The sequence below is a fragment of the Amycolatopsis sp. NPDC051071 genome, from assembly GCF_040682875.1.
Classification (GTDB): Bacteria; Actinomycetota; Actinomycetes; order Mycobacteriales; family Pseudonocardiaceae; genus Amycolatopsis.
This window is the reverse complement of sequence record NZ_JBFBBY010000008.1, coordinates 16,548-35,137: the sequence shown is the minus strand read 5'-3', so window position 1 is coordinate 35,137 and position 18,590 is coordinate 16,548. Positions and strand designations below refer to the sequence as shown.

The window sequence follows — 18,590 nt, the reverse complement described above, 5'->3', positions numbered from 1 at the left end:
CCCAGCTGAGAGCGTTTTTCGGCAGGTTGACCGCGGCGTGCCAGGGAATGTTTGATGAGGATGCCGCCGGGATTCGCGATCCGGATCGGGAATATCCCGGCGGATTTGCCTCGGCTGGTATCTCGCGATGTCCACGCCACTCCTTTGTTCGGGGGAGCAGGAGTAGCGCATCGACACCGTACCTTTCGCCAGGCGTGGTGCGCGAGACCACGAAATTCGCAATGGGGGACGACCTTGCCTAGGGAAAAGATCATGACGTCGACCGAGAACGTCGCACCGTTTCACCGTATCCGTTCCAGTACCTGCCTTCCGGATCTGCTCGGACACTGGTCGAGGACGCAGCCGGAAGCCCTCGCCGTCGTCGACGGCGACCGAGCACTGACCTATCGCCGTCTCGAAGACGCGAGTGTGGAACTCGCCGTCCACCTCGCCGGGCTGGGGATCGGCGCGGACGACCCCGTCGGCCTCTACGTCGAGCCGTCCGCCGACCTGATGATCGGCGCGTGGGGCATCCTCGCCGCCGGCGCCGCCTATCTGCCCTTGTCGCCGGAGTACCCGGAAGACCGGCTCCGGTACATGCTCGAAGACAGCCGCACCGGCGTCGTCGTCACGCAGCCGCATCTCGCCGGACGGCTCGCCGGGCTGGTGCCCGCCGGGACGCGGATCGTGTCGGTGGACGACGTCCGCGGCGCGGAGGGCCCGGTCCCGCGCGGTCCCCGGCCGGATTCGCTCGCGTACGTCATCTACACCTCAGGCAGCACCGGCAAGCCGAAGGGCGTGATGATCGAGCACCGCAGCGTCGTGTCCCAGATGCGCTGGCTGCAGGCGTGCGGTCACCTGGCCCCCGGGGTCACGGTGCTGCAGAAGACGCCGATGAGCTTCGACGCCGCGCAGTGGGAGATCCTGGCCCCCGCCGCGGGCGCCCGCGTGGTGATGAGCGCGCCGGGGAGTTTCCGTGATCCCGAAGCCCTGATCGACGCCGTGGTGAAGCACGACGTCACCACGTTGCAGTGCGTCCCGACGCTGCTGCAGGCACTGCTCGACACGGAACGCCTCGCGACCTGCACCTCGTTGCGGAAGCTGTTCTCCGGCGGCGAGGCGCTGACGCGTCAGCTGGCCAAGGAACTCGCCCGTGAGCTGCCGTCGGCGCGGCTGGTGAACCTCTACGGACCCACCGAATGCACGATCAACGCGACAGCCCACCTCGTCGACCCGGAAACGATCGACGAGAGCGCCGGGATGATCTCGATCGGCGTACCGGTCGACAACACCCAGTGCTTCGTACTCGACACCGACCTCGCGCCGGTCGACATCGGGGAGATCGGGGAGCTGTACATCGGCGGTGTCCAGCTGGCCCGCGGTTACCTGAACCGGCCGGAGCAGACCCGCGAGCGGTTCGTGCCGAACCCGTTCGTGCCGATCGAACGCCTGTACCGCACCGGGGATCTCGCCTACTGGAACCCCGACGGAACCATCCAGTTCGCCGGTCGCGCCGACAATCAGGTCAAGCTGCGGGGTTACCGCGTCGAGCTGGACGAGATCACCGTGGCGATCGAGGAGCACACGTGGGTGCGCCGGGCGGCGGCCGTGGTGACCGACGACATGCGGACCGGGTCGAAGACGCTCGTCGCCTGTGTCGAGCTGAACCCGCGGGAAGCCGCGTTGATGGACCAGGGCAACCACGGCGGGCACCACCAGTCCAAGGCCAGCAAACTGCAGGTCAAGGCGCAGTTGTCCCATCCGGGTGTGCGTGACACGGCGGGTCTTCCGGCGATCGTGTTGCGGGGCAAGGAGGAAACCGGCTATCAGCGGCGGGAAGTCTTCGCCCGCAAGACGTATCGCTACTACGAGGGCGGCACCGTCACCCGTGACGACCTCGCCGCGCTTCTGACACCGGGCCCGGTCAGCGGTCACTCCCGCGAACCCGGTGACCTCACGTTCGCCGAATTGGGCGAGCTGATGCGGTGGTTCGGCCGCTTCCAGAGCGAAGAGCGGTTGCTGCCGAAATACTCCTACGCGTCGCCGGGCGCGCTGTACGCGACGCAGTTGTACCTGGAAACCAGCGGTCTCGACGGCCTCGGCGCCGGGGTCTACTACTACCACCCTGTCGACCACACGCTGGTCCGGGTCGCCGGCAGCACGGGCGACGGGAACGCGGTGCACTTCATCGGCCGCACCGGCGCCATCGAACCGGTGTACAAGAACAACATCCGCGAGGTCCTCGAATTCGAGGCCGGGCATATGGCGGGCGTATTCGAGGAGATCCTGCCGGGGTACGGCCTCACGATCAGCCCGTCGGCGTTCGACCCGCTGGTGGCCGTCCGCGTGGGTGCAGCCGGGGACGATCACTATCTCGGCTCGTTCTCCTTGCGCAGCAACGACAACGAGCCGAGACGGGACGACATCGAACTGTTCGTCCAGGCCCATCCCGGCCGGGTCGACGGGCTGACGGCCGGCACCTACCGGTGGCGGAACGGGGACTTCGAGCGGCTCTCGGATCAGCTGATCCAGGCCAAGCACGTGATCGCGATCAACCAGCAGGTGTACGACCGCGCGGGCTTCGGGATCACCGCCGTCAGCCGGACGAACGAGGAATGGCTGGAGTACGTCGGCCTCGGCATGAAGCTGCATCACCTGCAGCGCAACGGATTGGCGCTGGGCTTCATGTCCTCGGGTTACAGTTCGAAGACCGGAAACCCGTTGCCCGCCGCTCGCCGGATCGACGACATCCTCGCCGGGCAGGGAATCGCGCCGGGGCCGTCGTACTTCTTCGTCGGCGGCAAGGTCAGCCCGGAGCAAATGCACAGCGAAGGCATGCTCGAAGACGCCGTCCACATGAAGGGCCCGGCCGAGATCATCCGGGACGAACTGGCCCAGACCCTGCCCGACTACATGATCCCGAACCGGGTGCTGGTCCTGGACGAACTTCCGTTGACCGCCAACGGAAAGGTCGACGCGCACGCGCTGGCCGACACCGACGCCGTCCGGTCGGCCAACGGGGACACGCCCTATGTCGCACCGTCGACGAATCACGAACGGTGGCTGGCCGAGGCGTGGGGCAAAGCGCTGAAGTACGACGACGTCTCGGTGGAGGACGACTTCTTCGCTTCCGGCGGCAACTCGCTGACCGCGGTCGCGCTGGTGAACCGGATCAACCGCGAGTTCGGAACCCGGTTGCCGCTGCAGGTCGTGTTCGAGAGCCCGAAGCTGACCGCACTGGCCGCCCGCATCGGCGAGGACTCCGGCACGCCGTCGTCGCGGCTGGTCCCGTTGGCCTCCGGCGAGGACAGCCCGGTGTTCTGCTGGCCAGGGCTCGGCGGGTACCCGATGAACCTGCGGCTGCTGGCCGGGGAAAGCGGCCTGGGGCGGTCGTTCTACGGCGTGCAGGCGCATGGCGTCAACGCGGGCGAGCGGCCGTATGCCACCGTCGAGGAGATGGCGAGGGCCGACGTCGCCGAGATCCGGCGCGTCCAGCCGGAAGGTCCGTACACGCTCTGGGGCTACTCGTTCGGTGCGCGGGTCGCCTTCGAAACGGCGTGGCAGCTCGAACAGCAGGGGCAGGAGGTCGAGAACCTGCTGCTGATCTGCCCCGGCAACCCGGAGGTCGCGGGTGGCGGTGAGCGGGTGGCGAGCTACACGAACCCGGCGTACCTGACGATCCTGTTGTCGGTCTTCATCGGGGCGATCTCCGGGCCGGAACCGCGCGCCTGCCGGGAATCGGTCCGCGACGAAGACGGCTTCGTGGCCTTCGTGGCGAACCTGCTGCCGTCACTGGACGAACAGCTGATCCGGCGGATCGTCCGGATCGTCGAGCAGACCTACGAATTCGACTACAGCTTCCGCGAATTGGCGAAGCGGCGGATCGCCGCGCCGGTGGCCCTCTTCAAGGCCGTCGGCGACGACTACTCGTTCGTCGAGAACAGCTCCGGGTACTCGGCGACGCCGCCGGAGGTGATCACGCTCGAAGGCGACCACTACAGCGTCCTCAAGGAAGCCGGGGTCGCCGGGCTGGTGTCCGCGATCCGTGCCCGGCTCGAACGCTGACCAGGGAGAAACCGTGCCACACGTCCACATCAGACACTTTGTCGTCAAGAAAACCGATTATGCGAAGGAGAACCCGAAGTGACGGACTCTCTCGGTCCCCGCCTCAAGGTAGGCGTCGTCGTGCCGTCGACCAACACCTCGGCTCAGCCGGAAGTGGACGCGATGCGCCCCGACGGCGTCACCAACCACACCGGCCGGATGATCATCAACGACGACTCCATGGTCGACGAGCCCGGTTTCGACCACGTCATGCACAGCATCCGGAAGTCGACCCACCCGGCGATCCGGGGTGTCGTCAGCTGCGACCCCGGCGTCGTGATCGTCGGTGTCTCACCGGAAAGCTACTGGGAAGGCGCGGAATCACACGAACGTGTCCTCGGCTCGATGCGCGAGGCCGCCGGTGGCCGTCCCGTGACGATGAGCCCGGACGCGATCAAGGCCGCGCTGTCGGCCTACGACGTCCGCCGGATCGCGGTCATCACGCCGTACCTGCCGGTCGGCGACGATTCGGTGAGCCGTTTCTTCAAAGACAGTGGCTACGATCTGCTGAGCATCCAGGGTCTTGGCATGCCGAGCCCCGCCAAGATCTCCCATGTCTCCGAGGTCGAACTCCGGGACGCGGTCAAGGAGATCGACAGCGCCGACGTCGAAGCGATCGTCCAGGTCGGCACCAACGTCGCCATGGCGCGTCTCGCCGCGGCCGCCGAGTTCTGGCTCGGCAAGCCGGTCATCTCGAACAACGCCGTCCTGTACTGGCACGCCTTGCGCCAGAACGGCGTCGCCGACCGCGTCCGCGGCTTCGGCTCCCTGCTGTCGGAACACTGAACACCCACCAGAGGAGAGATCCGTGAGTAGTACTGGCAACACCGAAACGGCCGTTCCCGGCCAAAGCCGGGAAGCCGTGTCCGACCGGCTGCCGGTGGGGAAGCTCCTGGCGTTCACCACCGCCGGCTTCCTCGCGATCATGACCGAGACCATGCCCGCCGGCCTGCTCCCGGCGATCGGCAACGGACTCTCGGTGTCCGAAGGCCTGGCAGGCCAGTTCGTCACCCTGTACGGCATCGGGTCGGCGGTGGCGGCCATCCCGGTGATCGCGGCGACCCGGCGGCTCAACCGGCGGGCGCTGCTGCTGTTCGCGGTGGCGGGCCTGCTGGTCTTCAACACGATCACCGCGTTGTCGGCCAGCTACTCCTTCACCCTGGGAGCCCGCTTCGTCGCCGGGATGGCGGCGGGCGTGATCTGGGGTGTGCTGGCCGGGTACGCGCGGCAGCTGGTCCCCGCGCACCTGCAGGGCCGCGCCCTCGCCGTCGTCGGGGTGGGGCAGCCGATCGCACTCGCGTTCGGTGTCCCGCTGGGCACCTGGCTGGGCTCGCTCTTCGACTGGCGGGGCGTCTTCTGGATCATGTCCGCGGTCGCGCTCGCGCTGATGGTGTGGATCCGCACCCTCGTCCCCGACCTGCCCGGCCAGGACGCCGGACAGCGCAAGCCGATCCGCGAGATCTTCACGACCCCTGGCGTGCGCCCGGTACTGCTGGTGATCTTCCTGTGGATCCTCGCGCACAACGTGCTCTACACCTACATCGCGCCGTTCGTCGCGGAAGCGGGCCTCGGCGGCCGCGTCGACGTCGTCCTGCTGGTGTTCGGCGCTTCCGCGATCGCCGGCATCTGGGGTACCGGGGTGCTGGTCGACCGGCGGCTGCGCGCGGTCACACTCGCGAGCCTCGCCGGGTTCGCGCTCGCGACACTGATCCTCGGCATCGGGCACGACTCGCCGGTGGCGATCTTCGCCGGTGTCATCGCCTGGGGTATCACCTTCGGCGGCGCCCCGACCCTGCTGCAGACCGCGATCGCGGACGCGGCCGGTGACGGCGCCGACGTCGCGCAGTCCATGCTCGTGACCATCTTCAACCTCGCCGTCGCCGGTGGTGGGCTGGTCGGCGGGCTGCTCCTGGAATCCGCGGGGGTCGGCGCGTTCCCGTGGGTGCTGCTCGTGATGGGCCTGCTGGCGCTGGTCACGGTCTGGTTCGCGCGGGCGCACGGGTTCAAACCAGGACACCGCGTTTCTTCGTGACCGGTATTTGACTGATCGTTACAGAACGTGCCATGCTGGTGTCATGCCCCGTCCGAAGGGATTCGATCCCACCGAGGTACTCGACGCCGCCGTGGACACGTTCTGGCGCAAGGGGTACGCGGCCACCTCGGCCCAGGACCTTGTCGACGGGACCGGGCTGGGCCGGGGGAGCCTGTACCACGCGTTCACGAGCAAGCAGCGCCTGTTCGAGGAGGCGTTGCGCCGCTACGAGGACACGTCCGCCACGCGGGTCGAGGAGATGCTGGCCGGGCCGGGCACGATCCGGGAGCGGATCCGGCGCGTGCTGATGGACGTGGTCGAGGACGAGACGGCGGAGGCATCCGAACATCGCGGATGCCTCGCCGTCAACGCCGCCCTCGAACTCGGCGGGATCGACGACGAGGTCACCGCCCGCGTCCGGCACAACTTCGAGCGCGTCGAGAACGCGCTGTACGTCGAGTTCACCGCCGCGCGGCAGGAGGGTGAGATCGGCGCCGCCCGGGACCCGAGGGCGCTGGCGCAGTTCACCCTCGCCGCGATGTACGGCCTGCGGGTACTGGGCAGGACGGCGGACCGGCAGGTGCTCACCCAGATCACCGAGACCACGATCCAGGCGCTGTGATGTTCCAGGTGTCGTGAAGTGACCCCCCGCGAACGCGGGTTTTCTCTCGCCGTCGTTCTTTAACGAACGTTCCAAAACCAAGGAGTCATCCGTGCCCATCGCGGTCTACGTACTCGGTCTCACCGTGTTCTGCGTCGGGACGACCGAGTTCATGATTTCCGGGCTGCTCCCGGACTTGGCGGGTGATCTCTCCGTGTCGATCCCGGCGGTGGGCTGGCTGATCTCCGGGTACGCCCTCGGCGTCGCGATCGGCGGGCCGGTGCTCACACTGGCCACCCTGCGGGTCAACCGCAAGAACGCGTTGCTCGGCCTGCTCGGGCTGTTCGTCGCCGGGCAGTTCGTCTGCGCGGTCGCGCCGGACTACAGCACGCTCATGGCCGGGCGGGTGGTGGCGGCGCTCGCGCAGGGCGCGTTCTTCGGGATCGGGTCGGTGGTCGCCGTCGACCTCGCCGGCCCCGCCCGCCGCGGCCGGGCGCTGGCGATCATGTTCGCCGGGCTGACCGTCGCCAACGTCGTCGGCGTCCCGGCAGGCACCTTCCTGAGCCAGCACGCGGGCTGGCGGGCGAGTTTCTGGGCGGTCGAGGTACTGGCCGTCCTCGCGTTGGCCGGTGTCGCCCTCCTGGTTCCCAAACGCCCCAACGGTCCCTACGCCGGGATCGGCGCCGAGTTCGCCGCCTTCCGCAACGGCCGGGTGTGGGTGGCGCTGAGCACGTCGATGCTGACCCAGGCCGCCGTCTTCTGTTGCTTCAGCTACCTTTCGCCGTTGCTGACCGAGATCACCGGCTTCCCCGCGGGAGCCGTCCCGTTGCTGCTCGTGCTCTTCGGCGCGGGCTGCCTGGCGGGCAGCTTCATCGGCGGCCGGTTCGCCGACCGGTTCCCGCTGCCGAACCTGTACGTCGGCATCACCGTCATGGGTGCCGTGCTGGGCTTGCTCGCGCTGACCGCGCAGAGCAAGGTGGTCACGGTCGGCGCGATCGCTTTGTTCGGGATCGCGGCCTTCTCCATCAACCCGGCGCTGCAGGCGCAAGTGATGCGTGAAGCCGGTGACGCGCCAACACTGGCGACCACGACGAACACGTCGGCGTTCAACGTCGGCAACACGATCGGCCCGTGGGTCGGTGGCAGCGCCATCGGCGCCGGGCTCGGCTTCACCGCACCCGCCTGGACGGCGGCGCTGCTGGCACTGGCCGGACTGGCCTCGGCGGTGCTGTCCGGGGTACTGCGGCGGCGCGCGGACGCCGCCGGGCATACGCGGCGCCCGGAACCGGCCGCCGTCTGAAATTCGTCGCTACCCGAGGAGTGAAGGCAAGTCATGACGGAATCCGTCGCGGTGCTCGGCACCGGAATCATCGGCGCCCCGGTGGCCCGCAACCTGAGCAAGGCCGGCTTCGCCGTCCGTGCCTGGAACCGCACCGCGGCCAAGGCCGAAGCACTGGCCGGGGACGGCGTCCAGGTCGCGGCGACCGCCGCTGAAGCTGCCGAGGGCGCGCCGGTCGTGGTCACCGTGCTGACCGACGGCCCCGCCGTACTCGAAGCGATCCGCGCGGCCGCCCCCGCCGCCGGCACGATCTGGGTGCAGCTCAGCACCGTCGGCGAGGCCGTCGACGAACTCGTCGCGTACGCCGACGAGCAAGGCCTCGTCTTCGTCGACGCCCCCGTGCAGGGCACCCGCCAGCCCGCCGAACAGGGCGCGCTGATCGTGATGGCGGCGGGCCCCGCTGAAGCACGCGAGACCGTCCAGCCACTGTTCGACGCGATCGGCAAGCGCACCCTGTGGGTGGGCGAAGACGGCCGCTCCGGCGCCGCGAGCAGGCTCAAGCTGGTGCTGAACACCTGGGTGATCGCGCTGACCCACGGCGTCGGCGAGGCACTGGCGCTGGCCGAAGGCCTCGGCGTCGACCCTCGGCACTTCGTCGACGTCGTCACCGGCGGACCGATGGACAACGGTTATTTCCAGGGCAAGTCCGCCGCCATCCTCAAGAACGACTACACCACCGCGTTCTCGGTCGACAACGCCGAGAAGGACGCCCGGCTGGTCCTCGAAGCCGCGGCCCGCGCGGGTGTCCGGATGGACGCCGTCGAAGCCGGACGGGCCCGCTTCGCCCGCGCGTCCGAAGCCGGGCACGGCGCCGAGGACATGGCAGCCGGCTACTTCGCGAGCTTCGACAAGTAAACGCGGTCGTGCGCGACCGCGTTTAGTCCTCTAAACGCGGTCAACCACTAAGCCTTCAGGTACCGCACCTGCCCCGGCTTCGCACCGTCGAAGTCTTCCCGGCCCGAAAGGTGCTCCGGAACGCCGACCTCCCACCAGGCACCGGCCTCGGTCCACGACGTCGGCTGAGTGCGCACCACGACCACCGCCGGTCGCTGCTCGGCCACCGCCGCTTCCCGCGCTTTCCCGTAGGCCGCACGCACTTCGTCCACAGTGGACGCAGTGAACGCCAAGCATCCCAGTGACTCCGCGTGCCGTGCGAAATCGACCCGCGGCGGCGAAGCGTGCGCTGTCCGGCAGTCGGTCAAGAAGTTGTTGAACGGCCGCCCTCCTTGGCCCTCCTGGAGCCGGGCGATGACCGCGTAGCCGTCGTTGTCGCAGACCACCGCCACGAACGGATGCCCGGCGAACGCGGCCGAGAACAGTTCCGAGTTCAGCATCAGATACGAGCCGTCCCCGAGCATCGTGGTGACCAGGCCGCCGGTATGCGCCATCGCCGCACCCCACGCACCCGCGAGTTCGTAGCCCATACAGGAGAACCCGTACTCGACGTCCATGCTGACCGAGCCCGAACCACGCCAGCCGCCGATCAGTTCGCCGGGCATCCCGCCGGACGCCGTCATCACGTAGTCCCGTGCCTCCGAGAGGTCGTTGACCGCGCCGACGACCTGGGCGTACGTCGGTACAGCGGCGGAGACGGCGCGCAGTGCGTCGATACGCGCGTCCCAGCGGCCGCGCTCGGCCGCCGCGCGTTCCGTCCACAAAGGATCGACACGCCAGCTTTCCAGCTGGGAAGCCAGCTCCGAGAGGCCCGCGTCGGCGTCGCCCACGACGGCGAGCGCGCCGTGCTTGACCGCGTCGAACCGGGCGGCGTTGAGGGTGACGAGCCGGACGTCGGGTGAGAAGACCGTCCACGACGCGGTGGTGAAGTCCTGCAACCGGGTCCCGACGGCCAGGACGACGTCGGCTTCGGCCGCCAGGACGTTCGCGGACGCCGAGCCCGTGACACCCAGCGGGCCCGCGTGCAGCGGATGCCCGTGCGGCACCAGCGTGCGCCCGGCCGTCGTTTCGGTGACCGGGATGCCGTGACGTTCGGCGAAAGCCAGCGCGCGCTCCCCGGCGCCGGAGTACCGGACGCCGCCGCCGAGTACCAGCAACGGTTTCCGGGCCGCCCGCACCGCGCCGGCCGCCTCGGTGAGGGCGCGCCGGTCGGGCCTGGAGCGCAGCAGGCGATGGGTCACCGGCTCGAACAGCGCGTCCGGGAAGTCGTAGGTCTCCACCTGGACGTCCTGCGGCAGCGCGAGCGTCACCGGGCCCGTGTCCGCCGGATCCGTCAGTACTCTCGCGACCTGCGGCAAGGTCGACAGCAACTGCTCGGGCCGGGTGATCCGGTCGAAGTACCGGCTCACCGCGCGGAAGGCGTCGTTGACCGTGGCCGTCGGGTCGCCGAAGTGCTCCACCTGCTGCAGCACCGGATCCGGCGCGCGGCTGGTGAAGGTGTCGCCGGGCAGCAGCAGCACCGGCAGCCGGTTGGCGTGCGCGACCCCGGCCGCGGTGACCATGTTCAGCGCACCCGGCCCGATCGACGACGTCACGACGCCGACCTGGCGGCGGTGCGTCGCCTTGGCGTAGCCGACCGCCGCCAGCGCCATACCCTGCTCGGTCTGCCCACGCCACAGGGGAAGTTCGGCGCGGTGCTCCTCCAGCGCGGTGCCGAGGCCGAGGACGTTGCCGTGCCCGAAGATCGCGAACACCCCGGGGAACAACGGGACTTCCCGGCCGTCCAGGGTCTCCGACCGCTGCGCGAGCAGCCAGCGCACCAGCGCCTGCGCCGTGGTCAGCTTCATGACACCCGTCCTTCGTGACTCGTGACCGGGCAGCGCGGGTCGGGTTCCAGGTCGTCCCAGGTGTCCCGGACCCAGCCGTGCGCGGGGTCGTCGCAGAAGGCCATCGACCGCTCGTCGGCGGGACCGGCCAGGACGTTCAGGTAGTACATCGGATACCCGGGTGCCGCCACACACGGTCCGTGATAGCCGCGTGGGATCAGGAAAACGTCACCGTCGCGGACCGCGACGTCCTCGTCCAGCTCACCGTCCGAAGTGTACGTCCGATGGAGACCGAAGCCCTCGCGTGACGGCGTGACACCATCGCGGCCGGCGACACGGAAGTAGTAGATCTCCTCGTTGACGACCTCGCAGCCGGAAGCCTCGTCGTGTTTGTGCGGTGGATAGGACGACCAGTTGCCGCCGGGGGTGATCAGCTCGCAAGCGTTCAGTTTGTCCGCGTGGTCCCACACCCCGGGAACGCCGAAGTTGGTGACCTGCCTCGTGGCCTGCCCCGCACCCCGCACCTCCACCGGCACGTTCTCGGCCGGTCCGTACCGCGGTTCGAGACGCCGGGTGCAGCGAGCCATCGGCATCGCCAGCTCGATACCGTCCACTGTCGACAATTCGACTTCGGCCTCGCGCGGCACATACGCGAAGTCCGTGACCCGCGTGAACACGGAGTCACGCCCGGCGAGTTCGAAGACCCGCCCGTCGACGCGGACCACACAGGCGCCCGCCAGCGGCAGGACGAACGCCTCGAACTCCCCGGTGCGCACGATCCTCGTCTCACCGGCGGCCAGTGAAAGCACCCGTAGCCCGCTGTAGGTCCAGCCCGCCGAGTCCGGGGTGAGCCGGACCGGGTCCCGCTCGTCCGAAAGGGTCCCGATCCGGCGGTGCAGCTCGCTCACAGCAACTCCTCGATCTCGTCGGCGGTGGGCATGGCGTCGGCGCAGGCCAGCCGGGACGCGACGAGCGCGCCCGCCGCGTTGGCGTAGGTGGCGACGCGCACCGGATCCCAGCCGGACAGCAGGCCGTGGATCAGCGCGCCGCCGAAACCGTCCCCGGCGCCGAGTCCGCAGACGACCTCGATCCGCTTCGGCGGCACGGTCCACCGGCCATAGGGGGTGGCCACCAGGACGCCGTCGGCGCCCTTCTTGATCACCGCGAGCCCGACGCCGCGCTCCAGCATGCGGGTGGCGGCTTCCTCGGGATCCGCGGTGCCGACGGCGACCTCGGCCTCCGCGCGGTTGCCCACGGCGACCGTGACGTGGTCGAGCATCCAGCCGATCTCTTCGCGCGCCGAGTCGGTGCCGGGCCAGAACATCGGCCGGAAGTCGAGGTCCAGCACGGTATGCGCGCGCCGTCCTCGCCGCTCCAGCATCTCGCGCTGGGTGCCGCGTGCCGGTTCGACCGACACCCCGGTCCCGGTGACCCACAGCAGTGGCACGGTTTCCACGACGTCCCAGGGCACGTCGGTTTCGGTAAGGGTCAGATCCGGCGCGACGGGGGACCGGTAGAACAGCAACGGCGGATCCGCGGGCGGGTTCAGCTCGCAGAACACCACCGGCGTCTGCAGCCCGGCCGACGTCCCGACGTGCTCGGGCGACACGCCGAATTCTCGCAGTGCCTGCCGCACGTAATCGCCGAAGCCGTCCGGGCCGACCTTCGTCAGCACCGACGTCGAGTGCCCGAGCCGCGCGGCGGCGACCGCGACGTTGGTCGCGGTCCCGCCGAGCGATTTGGCGAAGGTGCTGACCCCGGCCAGCGGCACGCCGCTCTGCTCGGGGTAGAGATCCACCCCGACCCGGCCGACGGTCAGTGCTTCGAGAGTGGTCATGAAGGGGACTCCACCTGTCGCAACTCGTGTTCGAGGGCTTCCAGTTCCGCACCGCCCGCCATCTGACGGGTCAGTTCGGACAGGTCGATCTCGGACTTCTCGTAGGTGCCGAGCGGCGCGCCGCGGTTGAGCAGCAGGAACCGGTCGGCGACCGGATACGCGTGATGCGGGTTGTGCGTGATCAGCACGACGCCGAGCCCGCGGTCACGGGCCTGCGCGACGTACTTGAGCACGACACCGGCCTGTTTGACCCCCAGCGCGGCGGTCGGCTCGTCGAGGATCAGCACCTTCGCGCCGAAATGCACCGCCCGCGCGATGGCGACGCATTGGCGCTCACCGCCGGACAGCGTGCCGACCGGCTGCTCGACGTCACGCAGGTCGATGCCCATGTCGGACAACGCCTTTTTGGTCGTCTCGCGGCCCTTCTTCCGGTCCAGCGCCTGGAACGGGCCGAAGCCGACCGTCGGCTCGGAGCCGAGGAAGAAGTTCCGCCACACACTCATCAGCGGGACGACGGCGAGGTCTTGGTACACCGTCGCGATGCCGCGATCCAGCGCCTCCCGTGGCGAGGCGAACTTGACCGGCCCGCCGTCGACCAGGAACTCGCCCCTGTCGTGCTGGTGCACCCCGGCCAGGATCTTGATCAACGTGGACTTCCCGGCGCCGTTGTCGCCGAGCACGCAGGTGACCTCGCCCGCGTTGACCACCGTGGACACCGCACGCAGCGCGATCACACTGCCGTAGGTCTTGCCGACGTCCTTGACCTCCAAGAGATGACTCATCGCCGGACCCTTTCCGCACGCCGCCGGAAGGCGTTGTTGACCAGGACCGCGGACAGCAGCATCACACCGAGGAACAGCATGAACCAGTCGCTGTCCCACCGGGCGAACACGATGCCCTGCCGCGCCATACCGAAGATCAGCGCGCCGATCGCGGCGCCGATCGCCGAACCGAAGCCGCCGGTGAGCAGGCAGCCGCCGATCACGGCCGCGATGATGTACTGGAACTCCAGCCCGATGCCCTGGTTCGCCTGCACACTCGCGAACCGCAGGATGTTGATCGAGCCGACCAGCCACGCGGCGAGCGCGGTGGTCATGAACAGGATGATCTTGGTGCGCACCACCGGGACGCCGACCGCGCGTGAACTGGGCGCGTTGCCGCCGACGGCGAAGATCCAGTTGCCGAACCGGGTCCGCACCAGCAGCCAGGCCGCCAGCACGGCGAAGCCGGTCCACCAAGCGATGGAGATCTGGAACGCCGTCCCGCCGAGGTCCACAGTGGACGCGAAGACGAAACCGGCGGACTCGTAGCCGTCCGTGGAGCGCATCCCGGAAACCTGCACGGTACCGGTGACCAGCCGGGTGACGCCGAGGTTCAACCCTTGCAGCGCCAGGAACGTGCCGAGGGTGACGATGAAACTGGGCAACCCGGTGCGCATCACCAGCCAGCCGTTGAAGGCGCCGACGGCCAGTGCGAAGACCAGCGACGCGAACAACGCGAGCCACACGTTCCAGCCCGCCTGCGTCGCCAGCGTCGCGGTGACGAGCGCGGTGGACGCCGTCATGACGCCTGCCGAGAGGTCGAACTCGCCGCCGATCATCAGCATCGCGACGGCGACCGCCATGATGCCGAGCGTCGAAGCGTCGTCGAGCCAGGTCGCCACGCCGCTGCCGCTGAAGAACTGGTCGGTGACGACGGTGAAGAATCCGAAGACGACGACCGCGCCGAGGAGCGCGCCGATCTCCGGCCGGACGACCAGCCTGTCGAGCAGCCTCGGTTTCGCGACCCGTTCGTCGAGAAAGGTGGTTGTCATCGCGTGCCCCTTCGCACGTACTGGCCGACCGTGTCCACAGTGGATTTGTCGACCAGGTCGGGTCCGGTGAGCACCGGCTTCCCGCCACCGACGACGTTCGCGTTGTCCCGGTAGAGCTTGAGGAATTGAACCGGGAGGTAGCCCTGCTCGTACTGCTGCTGGTCCACGGCGAAGACGACATCGCCGGACTTGATCGCGCCGACCACGTCGGTGTTGAGGTCGAACGTGCCGACTTGCGCCGGCGAGCCGACGGCCTTGATCGCGCTCACGGCCCGCGCGGCGACCTGCGAGTTCAGCGTCAGGACGGCGTCGAGCGAGGAGTCGGTCCGCACCGCGCCCCTGATCCGCGATTCGGCGTCGGTAGGGTTGCTGATGTCGACCTGCAGGGTCTGCACGTCGCCCGCGAAGCCGCTCTTGGCGCCGTCGCAGCGTTGCGCCTGCCCGACGTTGCCCGCTTCGTGGACCACGCAGAGCAGCTTCTTCTTGCCGAGTTCCTTGAACTTCTTCCCGGCTTCCTCACCGGCGATCGTCTCGTTCTGCCCGACGTGGGTGAGCGCGCCGTAACCCGCGCTCTTGTCCTCACCGGAGTTGATGGTGATGACCGGGATGCCCGCGCGGACCGCGTTCTCGATCGATGTCTTCAGCGCCTCCGGGTTCGCCATCGACACCACCAGCCCGCCGACCTGCTGGGCGACCGCGTTGTCGACCAGTTTCGCCTGGTTGCCGGGATCCCCGTCGGAGTTGTACTCGACTCCGACGCCGAGTTGCCTGCCCGCCTCCTCGGCGCCGTTCTTGACCACGTTCCAGAACGCGTCACCCGCGGTGCCGTGCGAGATGACCGCGACCCGCAGCGGCCCGCTCGGCCGCGTTGCCGCCGGATCCGCCGGACCGGTTGCCGCCGCGGGTTTCTCCTCGGCCTTCGGCCCGGTGCACGCGGACAGGAGCACCAGCCCCGCCGCGACCACCAAGATCTTCTTCAAGCGATGGGACATCGTCGTCTCTCCTCGCTTCTTCCGTTACCCGGCAGCCGGAAGCCGGCTGACGATTCCGCCGAGATGCGCCAGGCTCCTGGCCACATCCCGCTTCGGCAGCTCGGCGTCGTGCTCGCCCAGCGCGGTGTCCTGTTCGAGCACGTACCACCCGTCGTAGCCCGCCTCGTGGACGAACCTGACCATCGCTTCGATGTCCACGTCCCCGTCACCGAGCGGGACATACAGACCTTTGCCCACCGCCTCGGCGTAGGGAAGCTTTCCGGCGCGGACTTCGTCGGCGAGTTCGCCGCGAACGTCCTTGAGATGCAGGTGGCCGATCCGCTCCGGGTACCGTTTGGCGAGTGCGACCGGATCGGTGCCGCCGATCAGCAGATGCCCGGTGTCCAGGCATAACGGGAGAGCGGAATCGGCGAGAAAACGTTCGACCTCTTCTTCGGTTTCGACGTGTGTCCCGGCGTGGGGGTGCAGCACGGTGCGAAGTCCGTGTCGTGCGGCGATTTCCCTGATCTCGCTTGACGTTTCGATCAGCGTCGCCCATTCGGCGTCACTCAGTCCCGGCCGGTCGTCGTAGCCGTCCAGCCCGGTCGCGGCGGCCAGCACGAGCAGTTCGCCGCCGCACGCGGCGAACAACGCCGCGGCTTCCCCGGCTTCGGCCAGTGCGGCCTCCGGGTTTTGGTGCAGGACGACGGCGAGGAAGCCGCCGACCAGATCGAGGCGGTGGCCACTAAGCAGTTCACGCAGCACGGCCGGGTCACGCGGCAGGTAACCGGGAGGGCCCAGTTCGGTCGCGGTCATCCCCAGTTCCGCCATCTCGCCCAGTACGGTCCCCGCGTCGAGTACGCGGCCCCAGCCGGGGACTTCGCAGACACCCCAGGAGATCGGGGCGGCGGCGATTCGGATCCGGGATGTCATCGTCGACCTCCGTGGGCGATCGGGGTTGGAGCGCTCTATTGATTAGAGCGCTCTAATCTTGTAGCGTCCGTCACAGTAAAGTCAAGGGCAGGGGAAGGCTGGAAAATGGCGCGACCGACGATGGAGGACGTCGCCGCGAAAGCGGGGGTGTCCCGGGCGCTCGTGTCGCTGGTGATGCGCAACGCGCCCAATGTCTCCGACGAACGGCGGACCCGGGTGCTGTGCGCGGCGCACGACCTCGGCTACGAACCGCACGCGATGGCCAGGTCGCTGGCCAGCCGGACCTCGACGGTACTGGGTGTGATGGTTTCCGATCTCCGCAACGCGTTCTTCGCCGATGTCGTCGAGGGGCTCGACGCCGCGGCCGAAGCGGCGGGCTTCCACTTGATCCTCAACACCGGTGGCCGCAGTCCTTCGCGGGAACGTGCCGCGTTGAAGAACTTGTTGTCCTTCCGTCCCGCTGGAGTGATCCTGCTGTCGCCGGTGCTCCAGGCCCCGGCGATCGAGGACGCGGTCGCGCAATGCCCGGTCGTCCTCGTCTCGCGTACCTCGCGCGTGCGGGACGTGGACACGGTGAACGACGACGGTGAGGCCGGCTCCACCCTCGCCGTGGAGCATCTGGTCTCCTTGGGGCACCGGCGAATCGCCCATCTGGACGGTGGGGTCGCGGCAGGCGCGGCCGCCCGGCGCCGGGGCTACCAGCGGGCCATGCGTCGTCACCTGCTGCACCCGATCATCGTGCACAGCGAACATACCGACACGGCGGGCGAGAAGGCCGTGCACGAACTGCTCGGCGACCACCCCCGCGGGGGTCTGCCAACAGCTTTGGTGGCGGGCAACGACTTCAATGCCGTCGGCGCGATCTCCGCACTGGAAGAAGCGGGCTTGCGAGTGCCGGAAGACGTTTCGGTGGTCGGCTACGACAACACGTCACTCGCCGCGCTCCGCCATATCTCACTGACCACTGTGGACCAGCCGCGGACGGAAATGGGCAGGCTGGCCGTCGAAGCACTGATCGAACGGGTCCGGGGTGAACGCACCGAACCGGTCCGGCATCTGCTGCACCCGTCGCTGGTGGTCCGTTCGACCACCGCCACGCTCGGAGAAAGGGTGAGAGAATGAGGTTGGGACTGGCAGGCACCGGCCGGATCGGCACTTCGCACGCCGAAACGTTGAAGAGCTTCGACGAGGTTTCGTCCGTGGTCGTCGCCGACGTCGACGCCGCACGTGCCCAGGTGGCCGCGGCCAAACTCGGTGTCGAGGCGGCAGCGGACCTTCCCGCGCTCTTCGCGTCCTCTTTGGACGGACTCGTGATCGCGGCGGCGACGGACGCGCATCCGGAGCTGATCCTCCGGGCCGTCGACGCGGGGATCCCGGTGTTCTGCGAGAAGCCGGTCGCCGCCGACATCCCTGGCACGCTCGCGGTGATCGACAAGATCGCCGGTGCGGACGTGCCGGTGCAGATCGGTTTCCAGCGCCGGTTCGACGCGGGTTACGCGGCCGCTCAAGCAGCGGTGGCCTCGGGTGAACTCGGCTGGCTGCACACCCTGCGCGCGACCACACTGGATCCGGTGCCGCCTCCCGCGGAGTACGTCGCGCATTCCGGCGGCCTGTTCCGCGACTGCGGGGTGCACGACTTCGACGTCGTCCGGTTCGTCAGCGGCCGGGAAGTCGTCGAGGTCTACGCCGTCGGGGCGAACAAGGGTGAGCGGTTCTTCGCCGACGCCGGTGACGTCGACACCGCGGCCGCCACACTGACGCTGGACGACGGCACGCTGGCCGTGGTCTCACTGAGCCGCTACAACGGCGCGGGCTACGACGTCCGGCTGGAGGTACTCGGTTCGGCCGGGAACGCGGTGGTGGGCCTGGACGACCGCACGCCGCTGACGTCGGTGGAGCCCGGCGTCCAGCCGCTGCCCGGACCCGCGTACCCCGGTTTCATGGAACGGTTCCGGCCTGCCTACGTCGGCGAGCTGAAGGCGTTCCTGGAGGTCGCGGCCGGTCGGGCGCCGAGCCCGTGTGGTGCGGCCGACGCGCTGGAAGCGTTCTACATCGCCGAGGCGTGCGAGGTCTCCCGTCGCGAACGCCGTCCTGTGCGGATCGAGGATGTGCGCGTCTAGGGCGTGTCTGGCAGATCTGTTCGATGGGGTTCGTGATCCAGGTGGTTCCTGGTGGTGTGGGCCCTTCGGCCTCGTACTGGACGTACTCGGTCGAAGGGCCCACGCCGCCAGGGGCCGCCTGGGCGCGAAGACCACGAACGA

15 protein-coding genes are annotated in these 18,590 nt (G+C 68.9%); 8 read left to right on the top strand and 7 right to left on the bottom strand.

Annotation, left to right across the window (positions count from 1 at the left end):
- The first annotated feature begins 252 nt into the window (after positions 1–252).
- From AB0M65_RS04460 to AB0M65_RS04435, 6 genes are all read left to right on the top strand, one after another.
- Positions 253–4,044: an amino acid adenylation domain-containing protein gene (locus AB0M65_RS04460; protein WP_364021258.1), complete on the top strand. Its 3,792-nt coding sequence runs from the start codon at positions 253–255 to the stop codon at positions 4,042–4,044.
- A 78-nt stretch (positions 4,045–4,122) separates the two neighbouring features.
- Positions 4,123–4,869 carry an arylmalonate decarboxylase gene (locus tag AB0M65_RS04455; protein ID WP_364021255.1) on the top strand — a complete coding sequence of 249 codons (747 nt, stop codon included), beginning with the start codon at positions 4,123–4,125 and terminating at the stop codon, positions 4,867–4,869.
- Between the two features lie 22 nt (positions 4,870–4,891).
- Positions 4,892–6,115: an MFS transporter gene (locus tag AB0M65_RS04450; protein WP_364021252.1), complete on the top strand. Its 1,224-nt coding sequence runs from the start codon at positions 4,892–4,894 to the stop codon at positions 6,113–6,115.
- Between the two features lie 43 nt (positions 6,116–6,158).
- Positions 6,159–6,737, top strand: coding sequence for a TetR family transcriptional regulator (locus AB0M65_RS04445; protein WP_364021249.1), 579 nt, complete (start codon positions 6,159–6,161; stop codon positions 6,735–6,737).
- 91 nt (positions 6,738–6,828) lie between these two features.
- On the top strand, positions 6,829–8,016 hold the full coding sequence (locus tag AB0M65_RS04440; RefSeq protein ID WP_364021246.1) for a Cmx/CmrA family chloramphenicol efflux MFS transporter: 1,188 nt from the start codon (positions 6,829–6,831) through the stop codon (positions 8,014–8,016).
- A gap of 33 nt (positions 8,017–8,049) precedes the next feature.
- Complete coding sequence (locus tag AB0M65_RS04435; protein WP_364021243.1) at positions 8,050–8,910, top strand: NAD(P)-dependent oxidoreductase; 861 nt, start codon at positions 8,050–8,052, stop codon at positions 8,908–8,910.
- Between the two features lie 47 nt (positions 8,911–8,957).
- Here AB0M65_RS04435 and iolD read toward each other — a convergent pair whose 3' ends face one another.
- Genes iolD through AB0M65_RS04400 form a run of 7 tightly spaced genes read right to left on the bottom strand, consistent with a single transcriptional unit; the run spans position 8,958 to position 16,329 of the window.
- The gene (gene iolD / locus AB0M65_RS04430) at positions 8,958–10,796 is read right to left on the bottom strand and encodes a 3D-(3,5/4)-trihydroxycyclohexane-1,2-dione acylhydrolase (decyclizing) (RefSeq protein ID WP_364021240.1); all 1,839 of its coding nucleotides are present in this window, start codon (positions 10,794–10,796) and stop codon (positions 8,958–8,960) included.
- Positions 10,793–11,683 carry a 5-deoxy-glucuronate isomerase gene (iolB, locus tag AB0M65_RS04425; RefSeq protein WP_364021237.1) on the bottom strand — a complete coding sequence of 297 codons (891 nt, stop codon included), beginning with the start codon at positions 11,681–11,683 and terminating at the stop codon, positions 10,793–10,795. Before iolB ends, iolD begins: the two co-directional genes overlap by 4 nt.
- On the bottom strand, positions 11,680–12,612 hold the full coding sequence (iolC, locus tag AB0M65_RS04420; RefSeq protein WP_364021234.1) for a 5-dehydro-2-deoxygluconokinase: 933 nt from the start codon (positions 12,610–12,612) through the stop codon (positions 11,680–11,682). Before iolC ends, iolB begins: the two co-directional genes overlap by 4 nt.
- Positions 12,609–13,394 carry an ATP-binding cassette domain-containing protein gene (locus AB0M65_RS04415; RefSeq protein ID WP_364021231.1) on the bottom strand — a complete coding sequence of 262 codons (786 nt, stop codon included), beginning with the start codon at positions 13,392–13,394 and terminating at the stop codon, positions 12,609–12,611. Before AB0M65_RS04415 ends, iolC begins: the two co-directional genes overlap by 4 nt.
- Positions 13,391–14,425 carry an ABC transporter permease gene (locus AB0M65_RS04410; protein WP_364021228.1) on the bottom strand — a complete coding sequence of 345 codons (1,035 nt, stop codon included), beginning with the start codon at positions 14,423–14,425 and terminating at the stop codon, positions 13,391–13,393. The genes AB0M65_RS04415 and AB0M65_RS04410 overlap by 4 nt, the downstream gene beginning before the upstream one ends.
- Complete coding sequence (locus AB0M65_RS04405) at positions 14,422–15,417, bottom strand: substrate-binding domain-containing protein (RefSeq protein WP_364021226.1); 996 nt, start codon at positions 15,415–15,417, stop codon at positions 14,422–14,424. Before AB0M65_RS04405 ends, AB0M65_RS04410 begins: the two co-directional genes overlap by 4 nt.
- Before the next feature lie 24 nt (positions 15,418–15,441).
- Positions 15,442–16,329 carry a sugar phosphate isomerase/epimerase gene (locus AB0M65_RS04400; RefSeq protein ID WP_364021224.1) on the bottom strand — a complete coding sequence of 296 codons (888 nt, stop codon included), beginning with the start codon at positions 16,327–16,329 and terminating at the stop codon, positions 15,442–15,444.
- 105 nt (positions 16,330–16,434) lie between these two features.
- On the opposite strand from AB0M65_RS04400, the gene AB0M65_RS04395 reads away from it, so the two are divergent.
- On the top strand, positions 16,435–17,451 hold the full coding sequence (locus AB0M65_RS04395; RefSeq protein ID WP_364021222.1) for a LacI family DNA-binding transcriptional regulator: 1,017 nt from the start codon (positions 16,435–16,437) through the stop codon (positions 17,449–17,451).
- On the top strand, positions 17,448–18,449 hold the full coding sequence (locus AB0M65_RS04390) for a Gfo/Idh/MocA family oxidoreductase (RefSeq protein ID WP_364021220.1): 1,002 nt from the start codon (positions 17,448–17,450) through the stop codon (positions 18,447–18,449). The genes AB0M65_RS04395 and AB0M65_RS04390 overlap by 4 nt, the downstream gene beginning before the upstream one ends.
- Positions 18,450–18,590: the final 141 nt, after the last annotated feature.

What these genes read in the sequence shown, in the direction of transcription:
- iolC (WP_364021234.1), bottom strand. Translation starts at nt 12,612, where the DNA reads ATGACCACTCTCGAAGCACTGACCGTCGGCCGGGTCGGGGTGGATCTC.
- AB0M65_RS04405 (WP_364021226.1), bottom strand. Translation starts at nt 15,417, where the DNA reads ATGTCCCATCGCTTGAAGAAGATCTTGGTGGTCGCGGCGGGGCTGGTG.
- AB0M65_RS04395 (WP_364021222.1), top strand. Translation starts at nt 16,435, where the DNA reads ATGGCGCGACCGACGATGGAGGACGTCGCCGCGAAAGCGGGGGTGTCC.
- AB0M65_RS04390 (WP_364021220.1), top strand. Translation starts at nt 17,448, where the DNA reads ATGAGGTTGGGACTGGCAGGCACCGGCCGGATCGGCACTTCGCACGCC.
- AB0M65_RS04460 (WP_364021258.1), top strand. Translation starts at nt 253, where the DNA reads ATGACGTCGACCGAGAACGTCGCACCGTTTCACCGTATCCGTTCCAGT.
- AB0M65_RS04435 (WP_364021243.1), top strand. Translation starts at nt 8,050, where the DNA reads ATGACGGAATCCGTCGCGGTGCTCGGCACCGGAATCATCGGCGCCCCG.
- AB0M65_RS04410 (WP_364021228.1), bottom strand. Translation starts at nt 14,425, where the DNA reads ATGACAACCACCTTTCTCGACGAACGGGTCGCGAAACCGAGGCTGCTC.
- AB0M65_RS04400 (WP_364021224.1), bottom strand. Translation starts at nt 16,329, where the DNA reads ATGACATCCCGGATCCGAATCGCCGCCGCCCCGATCTCCTGGGGTGTC.
- AB0M65_RS04445 (WP_364021249.1), top strand. Translation starts at nt 6,159, where the DNA reads ATGCCCCGTCCGAAGGGATTCGATCCCACCGAGGTACTCGACGCCGCC.
- iolD (WP_364021240.1), bottom strand. Translation starts at nt 10,796, where the DNA reads ATGAAGCTGACCACGGCGCAGGCGCTGGTGCGCTGGCTGCTCGCGCAG.
- AB0M65_RS04415 (WP_364021231.1), bottom strand. Translation starts at nt 13,394, where the DNA reads ATGAGTCATCTCTTGGAGGTCAAGGACGTCGGCAAGACCTACGGCAGT.